The organism is Kitasatospora paranensis (assembly GCF_039544005.1).
In the GTDB taxonomy this organism is placed as follows: domain Bacteria; phylum Actinomycetota; class Actinomycetes; order Streptomycetales; family Streptomycetaceae; genus Kitasatospora; species Kitasatospora paranensis.
Map to the genome: position 1 here is coordinate 1,407,043 of NZ_BAABKV010000001.1, position 17,011 is coordinate 1,424,053.

The 17,011-nt window shown below is 74.9% G+C and carries 14 protein-coding genes and 3 pseudogenes; 5 read left to right on the forward strand and 12 right to left on the reverse strand.

The window, feature by feature from the left end; translation table 11 throughout:
- Positions 1 to 5: 5 nt before the first annotated feature.
- The 9 genes and pseudogenes from ABEB13_RS07085 to ABEB13_RS07115 all read right to left on the reverse strand — a co-directional run bounded on the left by ABEB13_RS07085 (position 6) and on the right by ABEB13_RS07115 (position 7,231).
- Positions 6 to 956 (reverse strand): condensation domain-containing protein, encoded by a 951-nt coding sequence (locus ABEB13_RS07085; RefSeq protein ID WP_345709574.1) that lies wholly within the window; start codon positions 954 to 956, stop codon positions 6 to 8.
- Positions 851 to 2,827 (reverse strand): annotated as a pseudogene (locus ABEB13_RS07090) (non-ribosomal peptide synthetase); the annotation flags it as partial. The gene ABEB13_RS07085 and the pseudogene ABEB13_RS07090, both read right to left, overlap by 106 nt.
- A 3-nt stretch (positions 2,828 to 2,830) precedes the next feature.
- The gene (locus ABEB13_RS07095) at positions 2,831 to 3,052 is read right to left on the reverse strand and encodes an MbtH family protein (protein WP_198524195.1); all 222 of its coding nucleotides are present in this window, start codon (positions 3,050 to 3,052) and stop codon (positions 2,831 to 2,833) included.
- A 73-nt stretch (positions 3,053 to 3,125) separates the two neighbouring features.
- Complete coding sequence (locus tag ABEB13_RS40355; RefSeq protein ID WP_425559871.1) at positions 3,126 to 3,287, reverse strand: AMP-binding enzyme; 162 nt, start codon at positions 3,285 to 3,287, stop codon at positions 3,126 to 3,128.
- A gap of 278 nt (positions 3,288 to 3,565) precedes the next feature.
- Positions 3,566 to 4,048, reverse strand: a pseudogene (locus tag ABEB13_RS40360) (AMP-binding protein); the annotation flags it as partial.
- Positions 4,003 to 4,182, reverse strand: coding sequence for an AMP-binding protein (locus tag ABEB13_RS40365; protein ID WP_425559872.1), 180 nt, complete (start codon positions 4,180 to 4,182; stop codon positions 4,003 to 4,005). The pseudogene ABEB13_RS40360 and the gene ABEB13_RS40365, both read right to left, overlap by 46 nt.
- Complete coding sequence (locus ABEB13_RS07105) at positions 4,179 to 5,288, reverse strand: AMP-binding protein (protein ID WP_345704754.1); 1,110 nt, start codon at positions 5,286 to 5,288, stop codon at positions 4,179 to 4,181. Before ABEB13_RS07105 ends, ABEB13_RS40365 begins: the two co-directional genes overlap by 4 nt.
- 91 nt (positions 5,289 to 5,379) lie before the next feature.
- A pseudogene (locus ABEB13_RS40370) lies at positions 5,380 to 5,982 on the reverse strand (thioesterase II family protein); the annotation flags it as partial.
- A gap of 88 nt (positions 5,983 to 6,070) precedes the next feature.
- The gene (locus tag ABEB13_RS07115) at positions 6,071 to 7,231 is read right to left on the reverse strand and encodes a phosphopantetheine-binding protein (RefSeq protein ID WP_345704756.1); all 1,161 of its coding nucleotides are present in this window, start codon (positions 7,229 to 7,231) and stop codon (positions 6,071 to 6,073) included.
- A gap of 244 nt (positions 7,232 to 7,475) precedes the next feature.
- On the opposite strand from ABEB13_RS07115, the gene ABEB13_RS07120 reads away from it, so the two are divergent.
- The 5 genes from ABEB13_RS07120 to ABEB13_RS07140 all read left to right on the forward strand — a co-directional run bounded on the left by ABEB13_RS07120 (position 7,476) and on the right by ABEB13_RS07140 (position 13,925).
- Positions 7,476 to 8,471 (forward strand): TauD/TfdA family dioxygenase, encoded by a 996-nt coding sequence (locus ABEB13_RS07120; RefSeq protein ID WP_345704757.1) that lies wholly within the window; start codon positions 7,476 to 7,478, stop codon positions 8,469 to 8,471.
- A 433-nt stretch (positions 8,472 to 8,904) separates the two neighbouring features.
- Entirely contained in the window at positions 8,905 to 10,824 is a 1,920-nt protein-coding gene (locus tag ABEB13_RS07125) for an ABC transporter ATP-binding protein (protein ID WP_345704758.1), read from the forward strand.
- Positions 10,817 to 12,319, forward strand: a complete 1,503-nt coding sequence (locus ABEB13_RS07130; protein ID WP_345704759.1) for an ATP-binding cassette domain-containing protein — start codon at positions 10,817 to 10,819, stop codon at positions 12,317 to 12,319. The genes ABEB13_RS07125 and ABEB13_RS07130 overlap by 8 nt, the downstream gene beginning before the upstream one ends.
- Positions 12,319 to 12,606 carry a P-loop NTPase family protein gene (locus tag ABEB13_RS07135; protein WP_345704760.1) on the forward strand — a complete coding sequence of 96 codons (288 nt, stop codon included), beginning with the start codon at positions 12,319 to 12,321 and terminating at the stop codon, positions 12,604 to 12,606. The genes ABEB13_RS07130 and ABEB13_RS07135 overlap by 1 nt, the downstream gene beginning before the upstream one ends.
- Positions 12,603 to 13,925 (forward strand): helix-turn-helix domain-containing protein, encoded by a 1,323-nt coding sequence (locus tag ABEB13_RS07140; RefSeq protein ID WP_345704761.1) that lies wholly within the window; start codon positions 12,603 to 12,605, stop codon positions 13,923 to 13,925. Before ABEB13_RS07135 ends, ABEB13_RS07140 begins: the two co-directional genes overlap by 4 nt.
- Before the next feature lie 107 nt (positions 13,926 to 14,032).
- Here ABEB13_RS07140 and ABEB13_RS07145 read toward each other — a convergent pair whose 3' ends face one another.
- The 3 genes from ABEB13_RS07145 to ABEB13_RS07155 all read right to left on the reverse strand — a co-directional run bounded on the left by ABEB13_RS07145 (position 14,033) and on the right by ABEB13_RS07155 (position 16,766).
- Positions 14,033 to 14,812, reverse strand: coding sequence for an aminoacyl--tRNA ligase-related protein (locus ABEB13_RS07145; RefSeq protein WP_345704762.1), 780 nt, complete (start codon positions 14,810 to 14,812; stop codon positions 14,033 to 14,035).
- The gene (locus ABEB13_RS07150) at positions 14,809 to 14,940 is read right to left on the reverse strand and encodes a hypothetical protein (protein WP_345704763.1); all 132 of its coding nucleotides are present in this window, start codon (positions 14,938 to 14,940) and stop codon (positions 14,809 to 14,811) included. Before ABEB13_RS07150 ends, ABEB13_RS07145 begins: the two co-directional genes overlap by 4 nt.
- A gap of 83 nt (positions 14,941 to 15,023) precedes the next feature.
- Positions 15,024 to 16,766 (reverse strand): condensation domain-containing protein, encoded by a 1,743-nt coding sequence (locus ABEB13_RS07155; RefSeq protein ID WP_345704764.1) that lies wholly within the window; start codon positions 16,764 to 16,766, stop codon positions 15,024 to 15,026.
- Positions 16,767 to 17,011 lie beyond the last annotated feature (245 nt).

Consider the following 17,011-nt stretch of genomic DNA (forward strand, 5'->3'; position numbering starts at 1 on the left):
GCCGGTCAGCGCGAACAGGGTCTGGAACAGGGGGTGCGGGAGGCGTCGCGCGTCGGGGCGACGGCGTCGGCGACGGCCTCGAAGGGCACGGCGTGCCGGGCGAAGGCCTCCCGGCAGGTGTGCTCGACCAGGGCGAGCGCGTCCTCGAAGGACAGGTCGGGCGTGAGGCCGGGCCGCAGCACGACGGTGTTGAGGAACAACCCGACCAGGCCGTGCAGTTCGGGGCGGGTCCGCCCGGCGTGCGGGGAGCCGACCCCGAAGTCCCACTGGCCCGCGGCCCGCGCGAGCGTGACCGTCCAGAGCGTCAGGAGGACGACGTACGGGGTCGCGCCGGCCCGGCGGCCGAGGGCGAGCAGCGCCTCGACGGCCGGCGCGGGCAGGTCGACGACGACCCCGGCGCCGTCGATGCTGCGGTGGTCGGCGCGTTCGCGGGCGGTGGGGAGTTCCAGCGCAGGCAGGCCGGTCAGTGTCTCGCGCCAGTAGGAGAGCTGGTCCTCCCGCAGCTCGTCGGTCAGCTGCGACCTCAGCCATGCGGCGGCGTCGGCGTAGCGCAGCGGCAGGTCGGGGAGGTCCGGTGTGCGGCCGTCCCGGAGCGCGGCGACCGTCCCGTGCAGTTCCTGTTCGAGCAGCCGGGAGGACCAGCCGTCGCCGATGATGTGGTGGCACACCAGGAGCAGCAGCTGTTCGGGGCCGCCGTCGTGGACGAGGGCGGCCCGGAACAGCGGCGCGGTCGCCAGGTCGAAGCCCTCGCCGAGCAGGTCGGCGACGGTGTCGGCGACCTGCTCCGGGGCCGTCCGGACGGTGCGCAGCCCGACCGGGACTCCCCGGCGGGCTCGACCACCGCGACCAGGCCCCGGTCGTCCATCAGGTACCGGGTGCGCAGCACCTCGTGCCGGGCCACGACCCGGGCCAGCGCCTCCTCGACCACCGGTGCGGGGACGTCGGAGGGCAGCCAGACGAGGATCGGCAGCAGGTACTCGCGGCTTCGCGGGGCCATCCGGTCGAGGACCCAGAACCTCTCCTGGGCGTGCGAGAGCGGCAGCCGCGCGCCGGGCGGCAGCGCCGCGATCGGCTCCGCCCGCGAGGCCCGGCTCAGCAGTTCGGCCTGCTGCCGCGCGGTGGACGCGTAGTGGAGGTCGCGCAGCTCCACCGTGAGCCCGGACGCCCGGGTGAGCGCGGCGGCGAGCCGGGTCAGCATCAGGGAGTGGCCGCCGAGGCGGAAGAAGTCGTCGTCGGGGCCGGCCCCGTCGGCGTCCAGCAGCTGCCGCCAGGCCGCCAGCACGATGCGCTCCTCGGCGGTCCGCGGCTGCGCCGCGTCGCGGGGCGTCGCCGGTGTCCAGTCGGGCTCGGGCAGTCGGGCGCGGTCGGTCTTGCCGCTGCTGGTGCGGGGCAGCGCGTCGATCTCGGCGATGTGCGCCGGCACGAGCGCGGGCGGCAGCCGGTCGCGCAGGTGGGCGGCCAGGTCGTCGGCGGCGCCGGGCCTGGTGGTGACCGTCCAGGCCACCAGGCGCCGGATCCCGTCGGGGCCGTCGACCGCGCGGACGGCGGCCTCCACCACCTCGGGATGGGCCGTCAGCGCCGCCTCGACCTCGCCGGGTTCGATCCGCACCCCGTTGATCTTGACCTGGTCATCGGCGCGCCCGAGGAACTCGAAGGCGCCGTCGGCCCGTCGGCGTACCAGGTCACCGGTCCGGAAGAGCCGGGATCCCGGTGGGCCCGCGCTGTCCGGCAGGAAGCGCTCGGCCGTCCGGACAGCGTCCCCGTGGTAGCCGCGGGCGACGCCGGGCCCGCGCAGGCAGAGCTCGTGGACGGGCTCCTCCCCGCCGGGGCCCTCCGTCGGGAGGAGCAGGACGCCCGCGTGGTCGATGGGCCGCCCGATCGCGACGGCCCCGGTGAGCTGGCCGGGGTCGAAGCGCTGTGCCAGCGCGTCGATGGAGCACTCGGTGGGGCCGTAGGTGTTCCAGATCTCGACGTCGGCCTGTGCGAGCACGCGGTGGCAGAGCTCCGCGTGCAGCGGCTCGCCCGCGGAGCAGATCACCCGCAGGCTCTTGCAGGAGGCCAGGTCCGGTTCGGCGGCCAGCAGCCGCAGCATCGTGGGCACGACCTGCACCACGGTGGCCTGCTGCTCGCGGATCGAGGCGACGAGTTCGGCGGGGTCGCGCCCGGCGTCGGGGCGGCCGAAGGTCACCGGCGCCCCGCAGACCAGCGGGCCGAAGATCTCCCAGCCGGCCGCGTCGAAGGTGAGCGGGGTCTTCTGCAGGACCCGGTCGTCCGGGGTGAGCCCCAGGGCCCGTACGCCCCAGTGCACCCGGTTGGCGATGCCTGCGTGTTCGACGACGACGCCCTTGGGTGTGCCGGTCGAGCCGGAGGTGAAGATCATGTAGGCGGCCTGGCGTGCGGTGGCGGCCAGCGGCGGGGTGTCCGGGTCACCGGCTTCGAGGAGCCGGCCGACCCGGTGGACGGCCGTGCTGGAGGCGAGTTCCCCGCCCCGTTCGGCCTGCGCCTCGTCGACGACGGTGAGGGCCGCGCCGGCCGCCTCGACCGTCCGCAGCAGCCGGCCGGGCGGGGCGAACGGGTCCAGCGGGAGGTAGCAGCCGCCGGCGAGCCAGATGCCGAGCAGCGTCTCGACCATGCGGGGGCCAGGTTGCATCAGGACGGCGACGACGGACTCGCGCCCGACCCCGAGCCCGCCGAGGGCTCCGGCGATGCGGCGGGCCGAGCGGGCCAGCGCCCCGTAGGAGACCTCGTCGGCACCGGAGACGACCGCCGGCGCGCCGGGGTGCTCGCGGGCCCGGTCCAGGAAGAGGTCCGGCAGCAGGGGGATCATCGGCTACCTCGGTTCCATCGATGCGGACGGCTGCCCGCCGCGGACGCCGAGCGGACGCAGGTCCGTCCAGACCTCCGCGATGCGGTCCAGGCACTGCTGCCGGGTGCCGGTGAACCCGGCGGTGCGCCAGCCCTCCGGAGGCCTGCGGTGCGCCTCCCAGATCGAGTACTGCTCCTCGTGGTTGACCACGACGTGGTACGTGCTGTCCACGGCCGTATCGCTCACCGGGTCCTGCTTTCCTGGATGCTCGACGATGGGTGGTTGGGGGCGGGGGCCGTCCGCGCCGGCGCGGCGCGGGTCACAGCCCGGCCTGCAGCCCGCGGGTGTCGACCTTTCCGTTGGCGGTCAACGGGATCTCCCGGACGGCGACGATCTCGGCGGGGACCATGTACTCGGGCAGGTCCGCGGCCAGTTCGGCCCGGATCCGGGCGAGGTCGAGGTCGCTGCCGGCGGCGGGCACCAGGAACGCGGCCAGCCGCTGCGCCCCGACGGCCCCGGGTACGCGGTCACCACCGCCTCGCCGACCTCCGGCCGGCGCTGCAGCACGGCCCGGATCTCGCCGGGCTCCACCCGGTAGCCGCGGATCTTCACCTGGTGGTCGGTGCGGCCGAGGGACTCCAGTGCGCCGCCCCGCCAGCGGCCGCGGTCGCCGGTGCGGTAGAGGCGGGCGCCGGGCTCGCCGTACGGGTCGGGCAGGAAGCGCTCCGCGGTCAGCGCGGGGGCGCCGAGGTAGCCGCGGGCCACGCCGGCACCGCCGACGTACACCTCGCCGGCGACGCCGTCGGGCACCGGTTCGAGCCGGTCGTCGAGCACGTACATGGTGGTGTTCGGGATGGGCGCCCCGAGCGGGACGAGCCCGCCGGGGCCGGGCCCGGTGATCACCTGCCCGGAGTTGCCGACGGTGATCTCCGTCGGGCCGTACTCCGTGGCGACGGCCGTGCCGCCGGGGCCGGCCAGCTCCGTCCAGCGCCGGGCCAGCTCGGTGGGGAAGGCGTCGCCGGCGGCGATGACGAGGCCGGCGAGGCCGTGCGCCTCCTCGGGGGCGAGGTCCGTGCTCAGCAGGTTCAGGTGACCGGGCGTCATCTTGACGAAGCTGTAGGGCGCGCCGGCCGCCAGGAGTTCGCCGAGGTCGGCGGGGTCGAGCGGGTCGGGCAGCAGGTCCACCCGCTGCCCGGTCACCAGCGGCGCGTACAGGCTAGGGACGCCGAGGTCGAAGCCGATCGAGCTGAAGTGCGGCGAGCCTCCGGTGCCCCGGGCCGCGTACTCCCGGGCCGTCCAGCGCACGTAGTTGGCGAGCCCCCGTGGTGCACCATCACGCCTTTGGGGGCGCCGGTGGACCCGGAGGTGTAGATCACGTAGGCCAGCTGCGCCGGGCCGACCGCGACGTCGAGGGGGTGTGCGGCAGCGCGTCGATCGCCGCGCGTTCCGCGTCCAGCAGGACGGGCTCCGCCCGGTCGGGGTCGCCGAGCAGGGACAGGTGCTCCGACCGGGTGACCACGAGCGTGCAGCCGGCGGCGGCGGCCATGTGGCGCAGCCGGGGCGCGGGCAGGTCGGCGTCGAGCGGGAGGTAGGGCGCGCCGCTCTTCCAGACGCCCAGCAGGGTCGGCAGCAGGTCGGGGCCGCGGCGCAGGCAGACGCCGACCGGCACCTCGGGACGCGCGCCGCGGGCGAGCAGGTGACGGGCGATCCGCGTGGAGCGCCGGTCGAGCTCGCGGTAGTCGAGGGTGTGGCCGCCGACCCGGACGGCGGGCGCGTCGGGCGTCCGGGCCGCCTGGTCCCGGAAGAGGTCGAGGACGCCGCCGGCCTCCGGCCCGGCGGAGGGCCCGACGGCCCAGCGGTGCAGCACGGCGTGCCGTTCGCCGTCCGGCAGGACGTTGGTCGCCGCGTCGCCGTCCGGTGTCTTGGCCATCGCCTCCAGGACGCCGCGGTACATCGTCGCCAGCCGCTCCAGGTCCGCGGCGCCGAGGTGGCCGCCGCTCTGCAGGACGAGGACGCCGTCAGCGGCCCCGACGGCGAGCCCGTACGTTCGGCCCGGGCCCGACGCCCCGTCGGACGGGGCGAGCGCCGCGGTGCCGACGGCGAGCAGCGCGCGGTCGGCCGGCTGCCGTGGCCCGTCGGCCCGGGCGGCGGCCGGGGCCGTGCTGCGCAGGGCCTGCGCCACCTGCCCGACCAGCTCCCGCCAGCTGCGCGCGGCGGCGGGCTCCGCCGTGAGTCGGCGGACGTCGCGGCTGCCGTCGTCCGCCAGGACATCGGTGCCGAACACCCGTTCCTCGGTGAGCGTGCCGAGGACCTTGACGTGGGCCGCGGCCAGCGCGGCCGACGGGTCGGCGCCCGCGTCGGCGGCGAGCGCCTGCAGCTGGGCGGCGAGGTCGGCGTACGGCACCTCCACCCGGCGGACCGCCGCCGCGTCCGGCCCGGTGTGCCGCCAGGCGCCCGGCAGGGCGAACTCCGCCGCGCTCATCCGTCGGCCCCCGCTCCAGCAGCCGACGCGCGATCCGTCCGATCACGGGCCCGGCCTCGTTCAGGACGTAGTGGCCCGCGTCCAGCAGGTGCAGGGTGAACTCCCGGTTCGTCTCGGCGCTCCAGGCCGCCATGGCCGGGCAGCTCACGAACGCGTCCCGGCGGCCGCCGAGGACGGTGACGGGCAGCTCCAGCGGCGGGCCCGGGGAGTACGCGAGGGTCTCGACGACCTGGTAGTCGGCCCGCAGGATCCGTTCGAACATGGCCATCAGATCGGGGTCGTCGAGGACCTGCCCGGCCATGCCGCCGTACCCGACGACCCGGGCCATCAGTTCCTCGCGGGGCAGCCGGTGCAGCGGCGGGTCCTCGACGGTGCGGGCCTGCGGCCCCTCCGCGGAGGAAACCACGAGTTCGACCGGCCGGGGGCCGCCCGCGGCCACCAGCCGGCGCACGAACTCGGTGGCCAGCACACTGCCGGAGCAGTGCCCGACCACGACCAGCGGCAGGTCGAGCAGCGGCCCGACCTGCGCTTCGAGGTCGTCGAGCAGGGCGTTGCCGTCGGTGAGCAGGGCCTCCCGCAGCCGGTTCTCCCGGCCCGGTGGCCGGACGGCGCACAGGTCGGTCCCGGGCGGCAGGTGGTCGAGCCACGGCCGGAAGGCCGCGGCGCCGGCGCCGACGTGCGGGAAGCAGAGCATCCGCAGGCGGGCGTCGGCGGCGGGCCGCAGCCGGGCGATCCCCGGGCGGTGACCGGCCGGGCGCCGGCTGCGACGGTGGTTGCGGGGTTCATCCTTCGAGCGCCTTCCTCATCGTCGCGGCGACCTGCTGGTCCCGAATGACGGCCAGCGGGGATTCGAGTCCGTGGTCGAGCCGCAGGACGGCCGGCCCGTCCTGGGCGCCGTGCCAGGCCTGTTCGGCCGGGTGCGGACCGGCGCCGTCCAGCACCAGCACGGCCGGGCCGTCGTACGGGGCCCACACGTACTCCTGGACGGCCAGGGCGCGCCGGGCCCATGCCCGTTGCAGCCGCGGCAGGTCGGCGGGCCGCAGCGTGTCCTCGTACCAGTGCTCGGCGCGGACGCGGCGGTGGATCTCGTCGAGGCTCTCGCCGCCGGTGAGGGCGAAGCGTCCGGCGAACCGGGCCAGCCGGCCGGCGAGCAGGACGTCGAGGGTGGTGGCCGGCGTGCCGGACGGCGCCGCGGCGGGCGGGCCGACCAGGGCCAGCAGCGCCACGTCGGCTCCGAGGCCGCGCAGGCGGGCGGCCAGGTCGAAGGCGACGGCCGCGCCGTGGCCGAAGCCGGCGAGCCGGTAGGGCCCGTGGGGCCGGCGTGCGCGCAGGGCCGGGAGGAGCAGCTGCGCCCACTCGCCGACGGAGGCAGCCGATCCGGTGAGGGAGAACCCGAGGACCTCGCGTCCGGCCGCCCAGGTCGCGACGGCCTCCCGCTCCGCGCGGGCGTGGGTGTCCGAGTGCACGACGAACAGCGGCTCCGCCGGGTCGCCCGCGGCGACGGTCACCACCCGGACTTCGGCCCCGGCCTCGTCCGACGGGCCGTCCGAGGATGCGGCGCCCCCGTCCAGGGCCCAGGGGAGCGCCCCGGCGGGGCCGCCCGGCGCGGTGTCGCGCGGCAGGGTCAGGTACTCGGCGAGCCGCGCCGGCGTCGGGTTCCGCAGTGCCGCCGAACTGCGCAGCGGCAGGCCGCGCCGGCGGGCCTCGGCCACGATGTCGGTGATCGCGAGGGAGTCGCCGCCCAGGTCGAAGAAGTCGTCGTGGGGCGAGACGTCCAGGCCGAAATGGTCGCTCCAGAGCTCGCACACCAGACGCTCGACGGTGTGACAGGTGAGCGGCGTCGCGGTGCCCGCCTCCTCGGCGCCGCGGGCGGCCGCCGCCGGCGGCGTCGCGGTGCCCGCCGGAGTGTGCGGAGGTATTCGCTTCCGAAAGTTCGCATGCACGACGAGGCTCCGTCTCTCGAATCGAGCTTGTCAGGAAGCTTCGTTTCTGGACGGGCCGCAGGACAGGCATCCGGCAGGCAAGTTGCCCGGGGCCAGTTGCCGGTCCACTGCCTGGAGATCATGCCGCGCCGCCGGAAGGCTCGCCCTCGAATCGCCGCAGGGCGATCGTGCATTCAGCGGCGACTCTCATCCGAGAGGACAGGCCCGGTCGCCTCAAGGACATTCCGACGAGGAGAACCCACGCGTGACCTCAGCCATGGCGAGAACGAACACCGACCACATCGGCGAGACCTCCGTACTCGAACTGACCAGCGAGGAGCGGATCGAAATCGAGGCGCTGGTCAAGCGCCTGACGTGTGCCGGCCCCGCGCTGGCGGACGATCCCGCGTGGCAGGCACGGGCCCGGGAGGAGAGCTGCCGCCTGCCGCACCGCCTCGGCAGCGCCGTCCGGGCCTTCCGTCAGGACGCCGGGCCCGACGGCACCCTGCTGATCAGCAACCTGCCGCTCGCGGCGGAGCCGCTGCCGCCCACCCCCACCGTGCCCGACTCGGTGGAGCGCACCGCCACCGGCCCGGCGGCGGTCGCGGTGATGCTCGGCTGCGAACTCGGCGCGGTCATCGCGTACCGCGACGAGAAGCACGGCGCACTCGTCCAGAACGTCGTCCCGGTGCCCGCGCTCGCGGGCTCGCAGAGCAACGGCGGCTCGGTCCAGCTGGAGTTCCACACCGAGAACGCCTTCCACCCGCACCGTCCCGACTTCGTCGGCCTGCTGTGCCTGCGGCCCGCCCACGAGGACCAGGTCGGCACCCAGGTCGCCTCGATCCGCCGTGCCTTCCCGCTGCTGGACGAGGCGGACCGGGCCGTCCTGCGGCAGGCGCGCTTCCTCACCGAGGCGCCGCCCTCCTTCCACGCGGCGGGCCTGTCCAGTCCGCACCCGGTGCTCGACGGCGCCCCGGAGGACCCGGACATCTGCGTCGACTTCCACGCCACCCGCGCCCTCGACGACCGGGCCGACCTGGCCCTGGTACGGCTGCGCGAGGCGCTCGCGGCGGTGGCCTGCGACGCCGTGCTCCGGCCCGGGGACATGATCTTCGTCGACAACCGGACGGTCGTCCACGGCCGGGTCGCGTTCTCGCCCCGCTACGACGGCCACGACCGCTGGCTGCACCGCGTCTTCGTCCACCTGGACCACCGGCGCAGCCGCCGGCTCCGGCCCGGCAACGGGGCCGTCCTGGCCTGACGCGACCGGCGGAGCCGGCGCCACCCCCTGCGCCCCGGCCTGCGGCGCAGGCCGGGTGGCGCCGGCTCCGCCGTCGTGTGCCCGGCCCGCGCAGCCGTGCGGGCCGCGCTTTCGGGCTGCCGTCCCGCGCTGCCGTCCCGGCCCTGCGACGGCCCGGCATGGCGGTTCCATACCGCCGCCATACCGTCCCCGAATCGGCCGTCCCTAGCGTCGGGCCGTCGGCGCAATCCACCGACGCCCCTGCTCCGCCACCCCGCCCCTGCTCCCCCGCCCGGACCACGGCCGGCGCACCACCGCCCGCCGGCGGCATCACCGGACACCGCGGTCCCGCCCGGCCCCACGGCCCGGCCGGGGCCGCGCCTGCCCGATCCTCCTGGAACGGCTCCTGCTCACCGCTACGCGACCGTCGACAGACAGGAAGAGTGCTCATCCCATGGCCCCCCTGCGCATCCCCCCGGGCCGAAGGCCCACGCTCTCGCCCACGCTCCACGGGATCCTGACCCTGCTGCGCCTGCTCCCCCGGGTCAACCGCACCAAGGCCGTCCTGGGCGCGCTCGGGGTGCTGGTCGCCTCGGTGCTCCCGGTCGCGGTCGCCGTGGTGACCGGCCTACTCATCGGTTCGATCGACGCGACCCTCGGCGCGGGCCTGTCCTCCCCCGCCGGACGGCACACCTTCGTCCTGCTGGCCGTCGCCGGCTGCCTGGTGATGGTGCAGCAGACCCTCGCCCCCGTCCTGACGACACTCGGCGAAACGCTCGGACGCGAGGTGGACCGGGAGCTGCAGCAGCGGGTGATGGCCGCCGTGGGCCGCCCGGAGGGGACGGCCCACCTGACCGACCCCCAGGTGCTGGACGCCCTGCGGGTGGTGCGCGGCCTCGGCATGACCGAGATCGACCGGCCCAGCCAGGCCGTGGGCGCCCTCGCGGTGGTGCTGCCCGCCTGGCTGCGGGCGGTGGCCGCGGCCGTCACCCTGGTGGCCTTCCACTGGTGGGTGGGCCTGCTCTGGCTGGTCACCTGGCCGGTGGTCGTGCACGTGATGCAGCGCGAGTACTTCCGGGTCGGCCGGGTCGGCCAGGCCGGCAGCGGCGCCCTGCGCCAGGCCGAGTACCTGCGCGACGTGGTGCTCACCCGGCCCGCCGCCAAGGAGGTCCGGCTGTGGGGCCTGCTCGACTGGCTGGTCGCACGGTTCGAGCTGGCCTGGCAGGAGGCGACCGAGCCGGTCTGGCGCGAGCGCAGGCCGCGCGTGCGCGTGGTGCTCGGCGCGACCGGCACGGTCACCCTCGTCAACCTGGTCAGCTACGCCGTCCTGGCGTGGGCGGCCGTCCACCACGACCTGGGCCTCGGCTCCGTCGCGGTCTACGCGCAGGCGCTGGCACTGGCCAACAACTACACCGCCTTCGACGACAACAACGCCTACCTGTCCTTCGCCGGCGCCGCCGTTCCCCGGGTGCTGGGCCTGGACGCGAGCCTGCCCGCGCCCGCCGCGGTGCCCGGACGACGGCCCGAAGCCCTGCCCGCGGGCTTCCCGGCCGACCGGATCAGCCTCTCCGGCGTCCGCTTCCGCTACCCCGGGACGGACCGGGAGGCGCTGCGCGGCGTGGACCTGGACATCGCCGCCGGCCGCTCGCTCGCCATCGTGGGCGACAACGGCGCCGGGAAGAGCTCCCTGGTGAAGCTGCTGTGCGGCCTGCACACCCCGACGTCGGGCCGCATCCGGGTCGACGGACAGGACCTGGCGGAGCTCGGCCAGGAGGCGTGGCGCAGCCGTATCGGCGTGCTGTTCCAGGACTTCGCCCGCTACCACCTCACGGCGGCGGAGAACATCGGCATGGGCGCACCGCAGTACGCCGGCGACCGGGACCGGCTGCGCGAGGCCGCGGACCGGGCGGGTGCGCTGGCCCTGATCGAAGGGCTCCCGCACGGCTGGGACACGGTGCTGTCGCCCGAGTACACCGGCGGCACCGACCTGTCGGGCGGGCAGTGGCAGCGCATCGCGCTGGCCCGGGCCCTGTTCGCGGTGGACGCGGGCGCGCGGGTGCTGATCCTCGACGAGCCGACCGCCGCGCTCGACGTGCGGGCGGAGGCGGAGATCTACGAGCGCTTCCTCGAACTGACCGCCGGGCTCACCACGATCCTCATCTCGCACCGCTTCTCCACCGTCCGGTGCGCGGAGCGCATCATCGTGCTCGAGGACGGCGCCGTCGTCGAGGACGGCGGGCACGACGAACTGCTGGCGAAGCAGGGACGCTACGCGGCGATGTTCGACCTCCAGGCGGCCCGGTTCGTCGAACCGGCCCACGGCGGGGAAGCGGTCCTCGAAATCCAGGCGACGGCGGAGGCCGGACATGCGTAAGCCCTTCCAGGCATTCCGGGAACTGATGCGGATCGGCTTCGGCGCCGCGCCCCGGCACGCCACCCTGCAGTTCCTCACCGGCATCGTCTTCGAGGTCTCCGTCCCGATCGGCGGGCTCGGCGCCAAGACGATCGTGGACGCGGCGGTCTCCGGGGATCTGCGCCTCGGCCTCGGTGCCGCCGTGCTGCTCGCGGTCACCGTCGGCGCGGCGCTGACCTCGGTCTTCTACTACGTGCACTGCCTGTTCACCGTCCAGGAGCGCGCCTCCGCGGTCGCCGGCAAACGGCTGATGCGGCTGATCGGCGGCGCCGAGGGCCTGACCCACCACGAGAACCCGGAGTACCTGGACCAGGTGCAGCGGATCCGCGAGCAGCAGGGCCAGCTCTCGGGCATGGTGAACGCGACGGCCGGCGTGCTGCGGGTCGGGGCGACCCTGGCCGTCACCGCCGTCCTGCTGGCCCGGGTGGACCCGCTGCTGCTCTGCCTGCCCGTCCTGGCCGGGGTGTCCTTCTGGCTGGGCAAGCTCAGCCGCGACCTCGCCGTCCGCGCGCAGGAGGCGACCAGCGAGCGCGAGCGGCTGCGCGCGCACCTCTTCGAACTGGGCACGTCCACCGCCGCCTCGGGCGAGCTGCGGGTCTACGGCCTGACCGGCCTGCTGGGCGAGCGCCACCGCCAGGTCTCCGGGTCCGTCATCGGGCAGCGCAACCGGGCGAGTTGGCGCGGCGCAGTGCTGCAGGCGGTGGACGCCCTGGTCACCGCCGTCGGGTACATCGCCGCGATCACCCTCGTCATGGTGCTCGCCGTCCGCGGCTCCGCCACCGCCGGCGACGTCGTCCTCGTGCTGGGCCTGGCCGCCCAGCTGAGCTCGACCGTCGGGACGGCGGTGCGGTACGGCACGTACTTCCTCGTGGTGCTGCGGGTCGGCGGGCGCCTGGTCTGGCTCCAGGAGTACGTGGCCGGCGAGCGGCGCTCCCCGGCCGTCCCCGTGGCGGTGCCCGCCACCCTGAGCAGCGGCATCGAACTCCAGGACGTCCACTTCGGCTATCCGGGTGCCAAGGACGGCCGGGGCGTGCTCGCCGGGGTGAACCTGCACCTGCCGCCGGGCGCGGTCGTCGCCCTGGTCGGCGACAACGGCGCGGGCAAGACCACGCTGATCAAGCTGCTCTGCGGCTTCTACCGGCCCGACTCCGGCCGGATCCTGGTGGACGGCGTGGACCTGGCCGACCACGACACCGCGCAGTGGCGGTCGAGGTGTTCGGCCGCGTTCCAGGACTACGCCCGGCTGGAGCTCCCCGTCCTGGAGACGGTGGGCGTCGGCGACCTGCCGCGGATCGGGGACCGGGCGGCCGTCGGCGCGGCGGTCGAGCGGGCGGACGCCTCGGGCGTCGTCGCGGGCCTGCCGCAGGGCCTGGACACCCGGCTGGGCACCCGCTGGGACGACGGGGTGGAACTGTCCGGGGGCAGTGGCAGCGGCTGGCGCTGGGGCGCGGGCTGATGCGCACCGAGCCGCTGATCGCCGTGTTCGACGAGCCCACCGCGGCCCTGGACGCGCACACCGAGAACGCCCTGTTCGAACGCTTCGCCGCCGCCGCGCGCGCCGGCCGGGGGCGGAGCACCGTCACCCTCCTGGTCTCGCACCGCTTCTCGACCGTGGGCATGGCCGACCTGATCATCGTGCTCGACGACGGGGTGATCAGGGAACAGGGCAGCCACCGGGAGCTGATGTCCCGGGGCGGTCTCTACGCCGAGCTGTTCGAACTTCAATCCCGGGGGTACCGATGACGCTCGACTACACCGACGAACGCACGCTGCTGGGCGGGCAGTTGCCGGCCTGGAACTCCCGGCTGATCGCGGCGCTGCGGATCCAGCGCGGCTGGACCCAGGAGGAGCTCGCCGAGTACTCCGGCCTGAGCGTACGCACCATCAGGAACCTGGAGCTCGGCCGGGTGCAGAACCCGCGCCGCTCCTCGGTGGACCTGCTGGTGACCGCGCTCGGCGTCGCCGACGAGCAGCGGCAGGGCGTCGAACACCCGGACCACGCACGGTGGAGCGGGCCGCCGGCCGCCAACTCGGCGCTCGTCGGCAGCTCCGCGGTGCACCAGCAGCTCGCGAACACCGTCCGCACCAACCGGCTGACCACCTTCCTCGGCCCGGGCGGGGTCGGCAAGACCCGGATGGCGCTGAGCGTGGCCGCGCAGATCAGCCACTTCTTCCGGGACGGCGTCGAGATCGTCGAACTCGGCGACATCGGCCCCGAGCGGGGCGCGCGGGAGGACCGGGCCGCGGCCGTCCTGCACCGCGTCGGACGGCAGCTGAGCCGGGGACGGCCGACGGCCCCGACCGCGGCTGCCGCCGAGATCGAGGCCGAGACCAACATGCTGCTCGTGCTGGACAACGCGGAACACATCCCGGCCGGCGTCATGGCGGCCACCCGGGAGCTGCAGGCCGCCTACCCCGGCGTGCACATCCTCATCACGGCACGCCGCCGGCTGACCGAACGGCTCGGGGCCAACCGGGAGATCCAGCCGTTGTCGCTGGAGCACGCCCCCGGCGACCCGCTGTCCTGCGCGCCCGCCGTGGAGCTGTTCCTCCAGCACGTCGGCACCGGCTCGCGGGCGGCCGCGGAGCTGGAGAAGGACCTGCCGCTGATCGCCGAGCTGTGCCGGCGGCTCGGCGGCATCCCCCGCTACCTCGAGTTCGCCGCCGAGTGCCTGCGGGCCGTGCCGATCCGCCTGATGCTCTCCTACGGGCCGACGCCGGAGATGCTCTGGTCGCACGACCACGCGCTGCTGCCCCACCAGCGGTCGGTGACCGACAGCATCCGGTGGAGCATCGACCTGCTGAGCGACGACCACCGGCTGCTGCTGGAGCGGATCGCCGCCCTGCCCACCCGCCGCTTCTCGCTCGACGGGATCACCGCCGAGTACGACCGGCTGGGGCGGGGCACCTCGCCGAACCCGCTCACCCTGGTGTCGGATCTGCTCGACACCTCGCTCGTCCTGCCCGACCCGGCCCACCACTACCACTACCGGCTCGCGCCCTGCGTCGCCGAGGTGGTACAGCGGCCGGGCCGGGAGCGCCCGGCCCCGAGCCCGGTCTGACCGGCCCCGTCCGACGGGCCCGGTCCGACGGGCCCGGTCCGACGGGCCCGGTCCGACGGGCCCCGCACCGGCCGGGTGGTCGGGCCCCGGCCGGTGCGGGGGCCCGATCAGCCGAGCTCGGGCCAGTTCGCGAGGTCGTCGCCGTGCGCGTGGATCAGAGCGGAGACCGTCCGCTCCAGGCCGAAGGCCATGCAGGAGCTGTGCGCCGGGCCCTCGTCCGCGAAGCCGATGGCGAACCGCTCCCCGAGGTGGTCCTTGTGGGAGTTGGCCGAGGCGATCGCGGTGCCCGGGTCCCGGCCGTGGACCGGGGCGTGGAACTCGTACTTGAGGCTCTGCTGGAGCTGGCTGGAGCGCATGAACCGGTCGCCCGGCCCGAAGAAGGGATCGCTGGCCGCCTGGACGGAGACCGCCACCCCGAGCCGGGCGAACAGCTCCTCGCAGCGGGTGATCCAGGCGTCCCGCCAGTCCCACGCCTCGTCCTGGCCGGCGACCACCACGAACTCACGCATCCGGAAGGACCGGAAGCGGCCGTACTCGCTGGTCGCCTCGTGGCGGTAGCAGTGGCCGACGGCGTCGAAGAAGCGGGCCTCCCCGATGGTGCTGTCGGCGATCTGCGGATAGACGCTGTAGCAGACCGCCGGTGCCAACACTACGTCGGTCTCGGCCCGCGCGCCCTGCTCCCCGGCGTCCGGGGCCCCGTCGGTCCGCAGGGCGTGCACCGTGCCGAGCAGCTGCGGGAAGTTCTCCGCGTACTCGGCGCGGTCGATGTGCGCGCGCGGGACGACCGGCGCGTACCAGGTCGGGCCGGGCGAGGCCGAGGGGTCGACCTCGCCCAGCAGCGCCTGGAGCCGGTTCAGCACGGTCTCGAACTGCGGGGTGAAGCTCACCAGGCCGGGGACGGGGTGGGCACCACCCAGCCGGCCGCGGTCAGGCGCTCCAGCCGGCTCGGCTCCGGGCCGTCCGGACCCGCGGTGTCGAAGGCGCCGAGCCTGTGCCCGGCCGTCGTGGTGGTCATCGTGCGAGTCACACTCCTTGGGGGAAAGCAGGGTTCGGGCGTCCCGGGGCCGGCGGCCCCGGGACGGTGCGGCCGTGCGGTGGCTACCAGCCGGCTTTCTCGGCGACCACCTCGTAGGTGCTGTCCAGGCCGGCCATCAGCCGGGGGATGTCGTTCACGTGGAGGGCGACACCGAAGGACTTCTCCAGCGCGACGGTGAACTCGACGGCGAGCAGCGAGTCCGAGTCCAGATCGGTCTCGAAGGACCCGGCCGCCTCGATCTCCTCGGGTTCGGCCTGGAACACCATGGCCGCGACGTCCCGCATCTGCGCGATGCGGCCGGCACGGTCGGTGCCGGTGCTGGAACCGGTGCTGGCGCTGGTGCTGGTGCTGGTGCTGGTGCTTTCCATCGTTCCACTCTCACTTCCGGGAATCGGCGGCTGCTGCTCCTCCGGTCGGTGGCGCAGCAGGTGGAGGGCAGCGGGCAGGGTGTCGTCGACGGCCGAGCGCAGCAGCCGCAGGTAGTCCTCGGCCAGCTCGCGGGCCGCGCGCTCGGTGAACAGGGAGGTGTTGTACTTGAGCTTCGCCTGCACCCCGGCGGCCCGCCGGGTCACCTGCAGGGTCAGTTCGAACTGGCCCTGCTGTTGCGGCAGGTAGTACTCCGCGGCGCGGAGTCCGGCGTGCTCGACCTGCCGGCCCGGTTCGAGCGCCGCGGCGATCGGGTCGTCCTCGGCGGGCTCGTTGAGGACGAACAGGGCCGTGAACAGCCCGGGGCGGCCGGGGTCGCGCGGCAGCTCGGAGAGCCGGGGCAGCAGGGCGAAGGGGTAGTCGCGGTGCATCAGGCCCCGCCACAGCCCGGCCGTGGTGCGGCGCAGCACGGTGTCGAAGGAGTCGTCGGGGTCGAGGTGCACCCGCAGCGGCAGGGTGTTGACGAAGTAGCCGATCGCGTCGTGGAGTTCGCTGCCCTGCCGCTGGGTCACCGGGTAGCCGAGGACGAAGTCGTGCCGGCCGCTGTGGCGGTGGAGGAGCAGCTGGAAGACCGTGACGAGGTAGGCGAAGGCGGTGACGTTCCGGGCGGCGAGCGCCTCGCCGAGTCCGGCCACCAGGTCCGCCGGCAGCGGGAGGTCGATCTCGGCGCCCTCGGAGCGGTAGACGGCGGGACGCGGCCGGTCGGTTGGCAGTTCGGTGTGGCGGGTCACGCCCGCGAGTTCGCGCTGCCAGTACTGCCGGGCGCGGTCCGCCCGCGGCGAGGCCAGGTACGCGCCCTGCCGCCGTGCGAAGTCCTCGAAGGCGGCGCCGTCGTCCGGTGCGGTGTGCTCCGTGCCGGCCGCGAGCGCCGCGTAGTGCGAGAGGATCTCCCGGCAGATGAGCAGCTGGGAGACGTTGTCCGCGACGATGTGGTGGGCCGTCGCCAGCAGGATGTCCGGGCCGCCGCGGGTGCGCAGCAGCGCCGTCCTGATCGGCGGCTCCCGGTCGAGGCGGAACGGCCTGCGCGTCAGCTCCAGTGCGAAGGCGTGCAGTTCGGCGTCCGGGAGGTCGGCCTCGTACAGGTCGAGCCGGCCGGAGGCGCCGGAGGCCGGCGCCCGGCGGCGGCGGATCCGGCCGGTCGGGTCGCAGTCGAAGACGGAGTCGAGCAGGGCGTGGCCGCGGACGGTCGCGCGGACGGCCTGCGCCAGCACCCCGGTGTCCACCGGGAAGTGCAGGCGGAGCGCCGCGGTGACGTTGTAGGCGGCACAGTCCGGTTCGAGGTTCTGGATCAGCCAGAGGGCTTCCTGACCGAGGGTCAGTGCACCGCCGGCCGTGGGCGCGGAATTCCGCCGAATCGCCCCAGTCGCCGCAGGATTCATGCTCTGTCCGTCTCCCGTCCGGTTGGCGCACCGCTTCCACGCCCCTAGTACGGCACGGGTCCGAACGGCACGACAAGGAATCGGGACGGCAACTTTCCTGCCTGTCGGAAGCTGCCGGACACTTGCCTGTCCCCCTTCGCGGGGCGGCTCCTACGCTGTGATCGTGATGCCTGCAGAGGCGATGAAAAGGCAGCAGGACAAATGTCGGATCGGCCTTGAACTGTCCGATTGGGGGTTGACGAGCA

Bases quoted from the DNA above. Each gene is read 5' to 3' on its own strand.
- ABEB13_RS07105 (WP_345704754.1), bottom strand. From the start codon at position 5,288: ATGAGCGCGGCGGAGTTCGCCCTGCCGGGCGCCTGGCGGCACACCGGG.
- ABEB13_RS07125 (WP_345704758.1), top strand. From the start codon at position 8,905: ATGGCCCCCCTGCGCATCCCCCCGGGCCGAAGGCCCACGCTCTCGCCC.
- ABEB13_RS07130 (WP_345704759.1), top strand. From the start codon at position 10,817: ATGCGTAAGCCCTTCCAGGCATTCCGGGAACTGATGCGGATCGGCTTC.
- ABEB13_RS07135 (WP_345704760.1), top strand. From the start codon at position 12,319: ATGCGCACCGAGCCGCTGATCGCCGTGTTCGACGAGCCCACCGCGGCC.
- ABEB13_RS07140 (WP_345704761.1), top strand. From the start codon at position 12,603: ATGACGCTCGACTACACCGACGAACGCACGCTGCTGGGCGGGCAGTTG.
- ABEB13_RS07150 (WP_345704763.1), bottom strand. From the start codon at position 14,940: ATGACCACCACGACGGCCGGGCACAGGCTCGGCGCCTTCGACACCGCG.
- ABEB13_RS07155 (WP_345704764.1), bottom strand. From the start codon at position 16,766: ATGAATCCTGCGGCGACTGGGGCGATTCGGCGGAATTCCGCGCCCACG.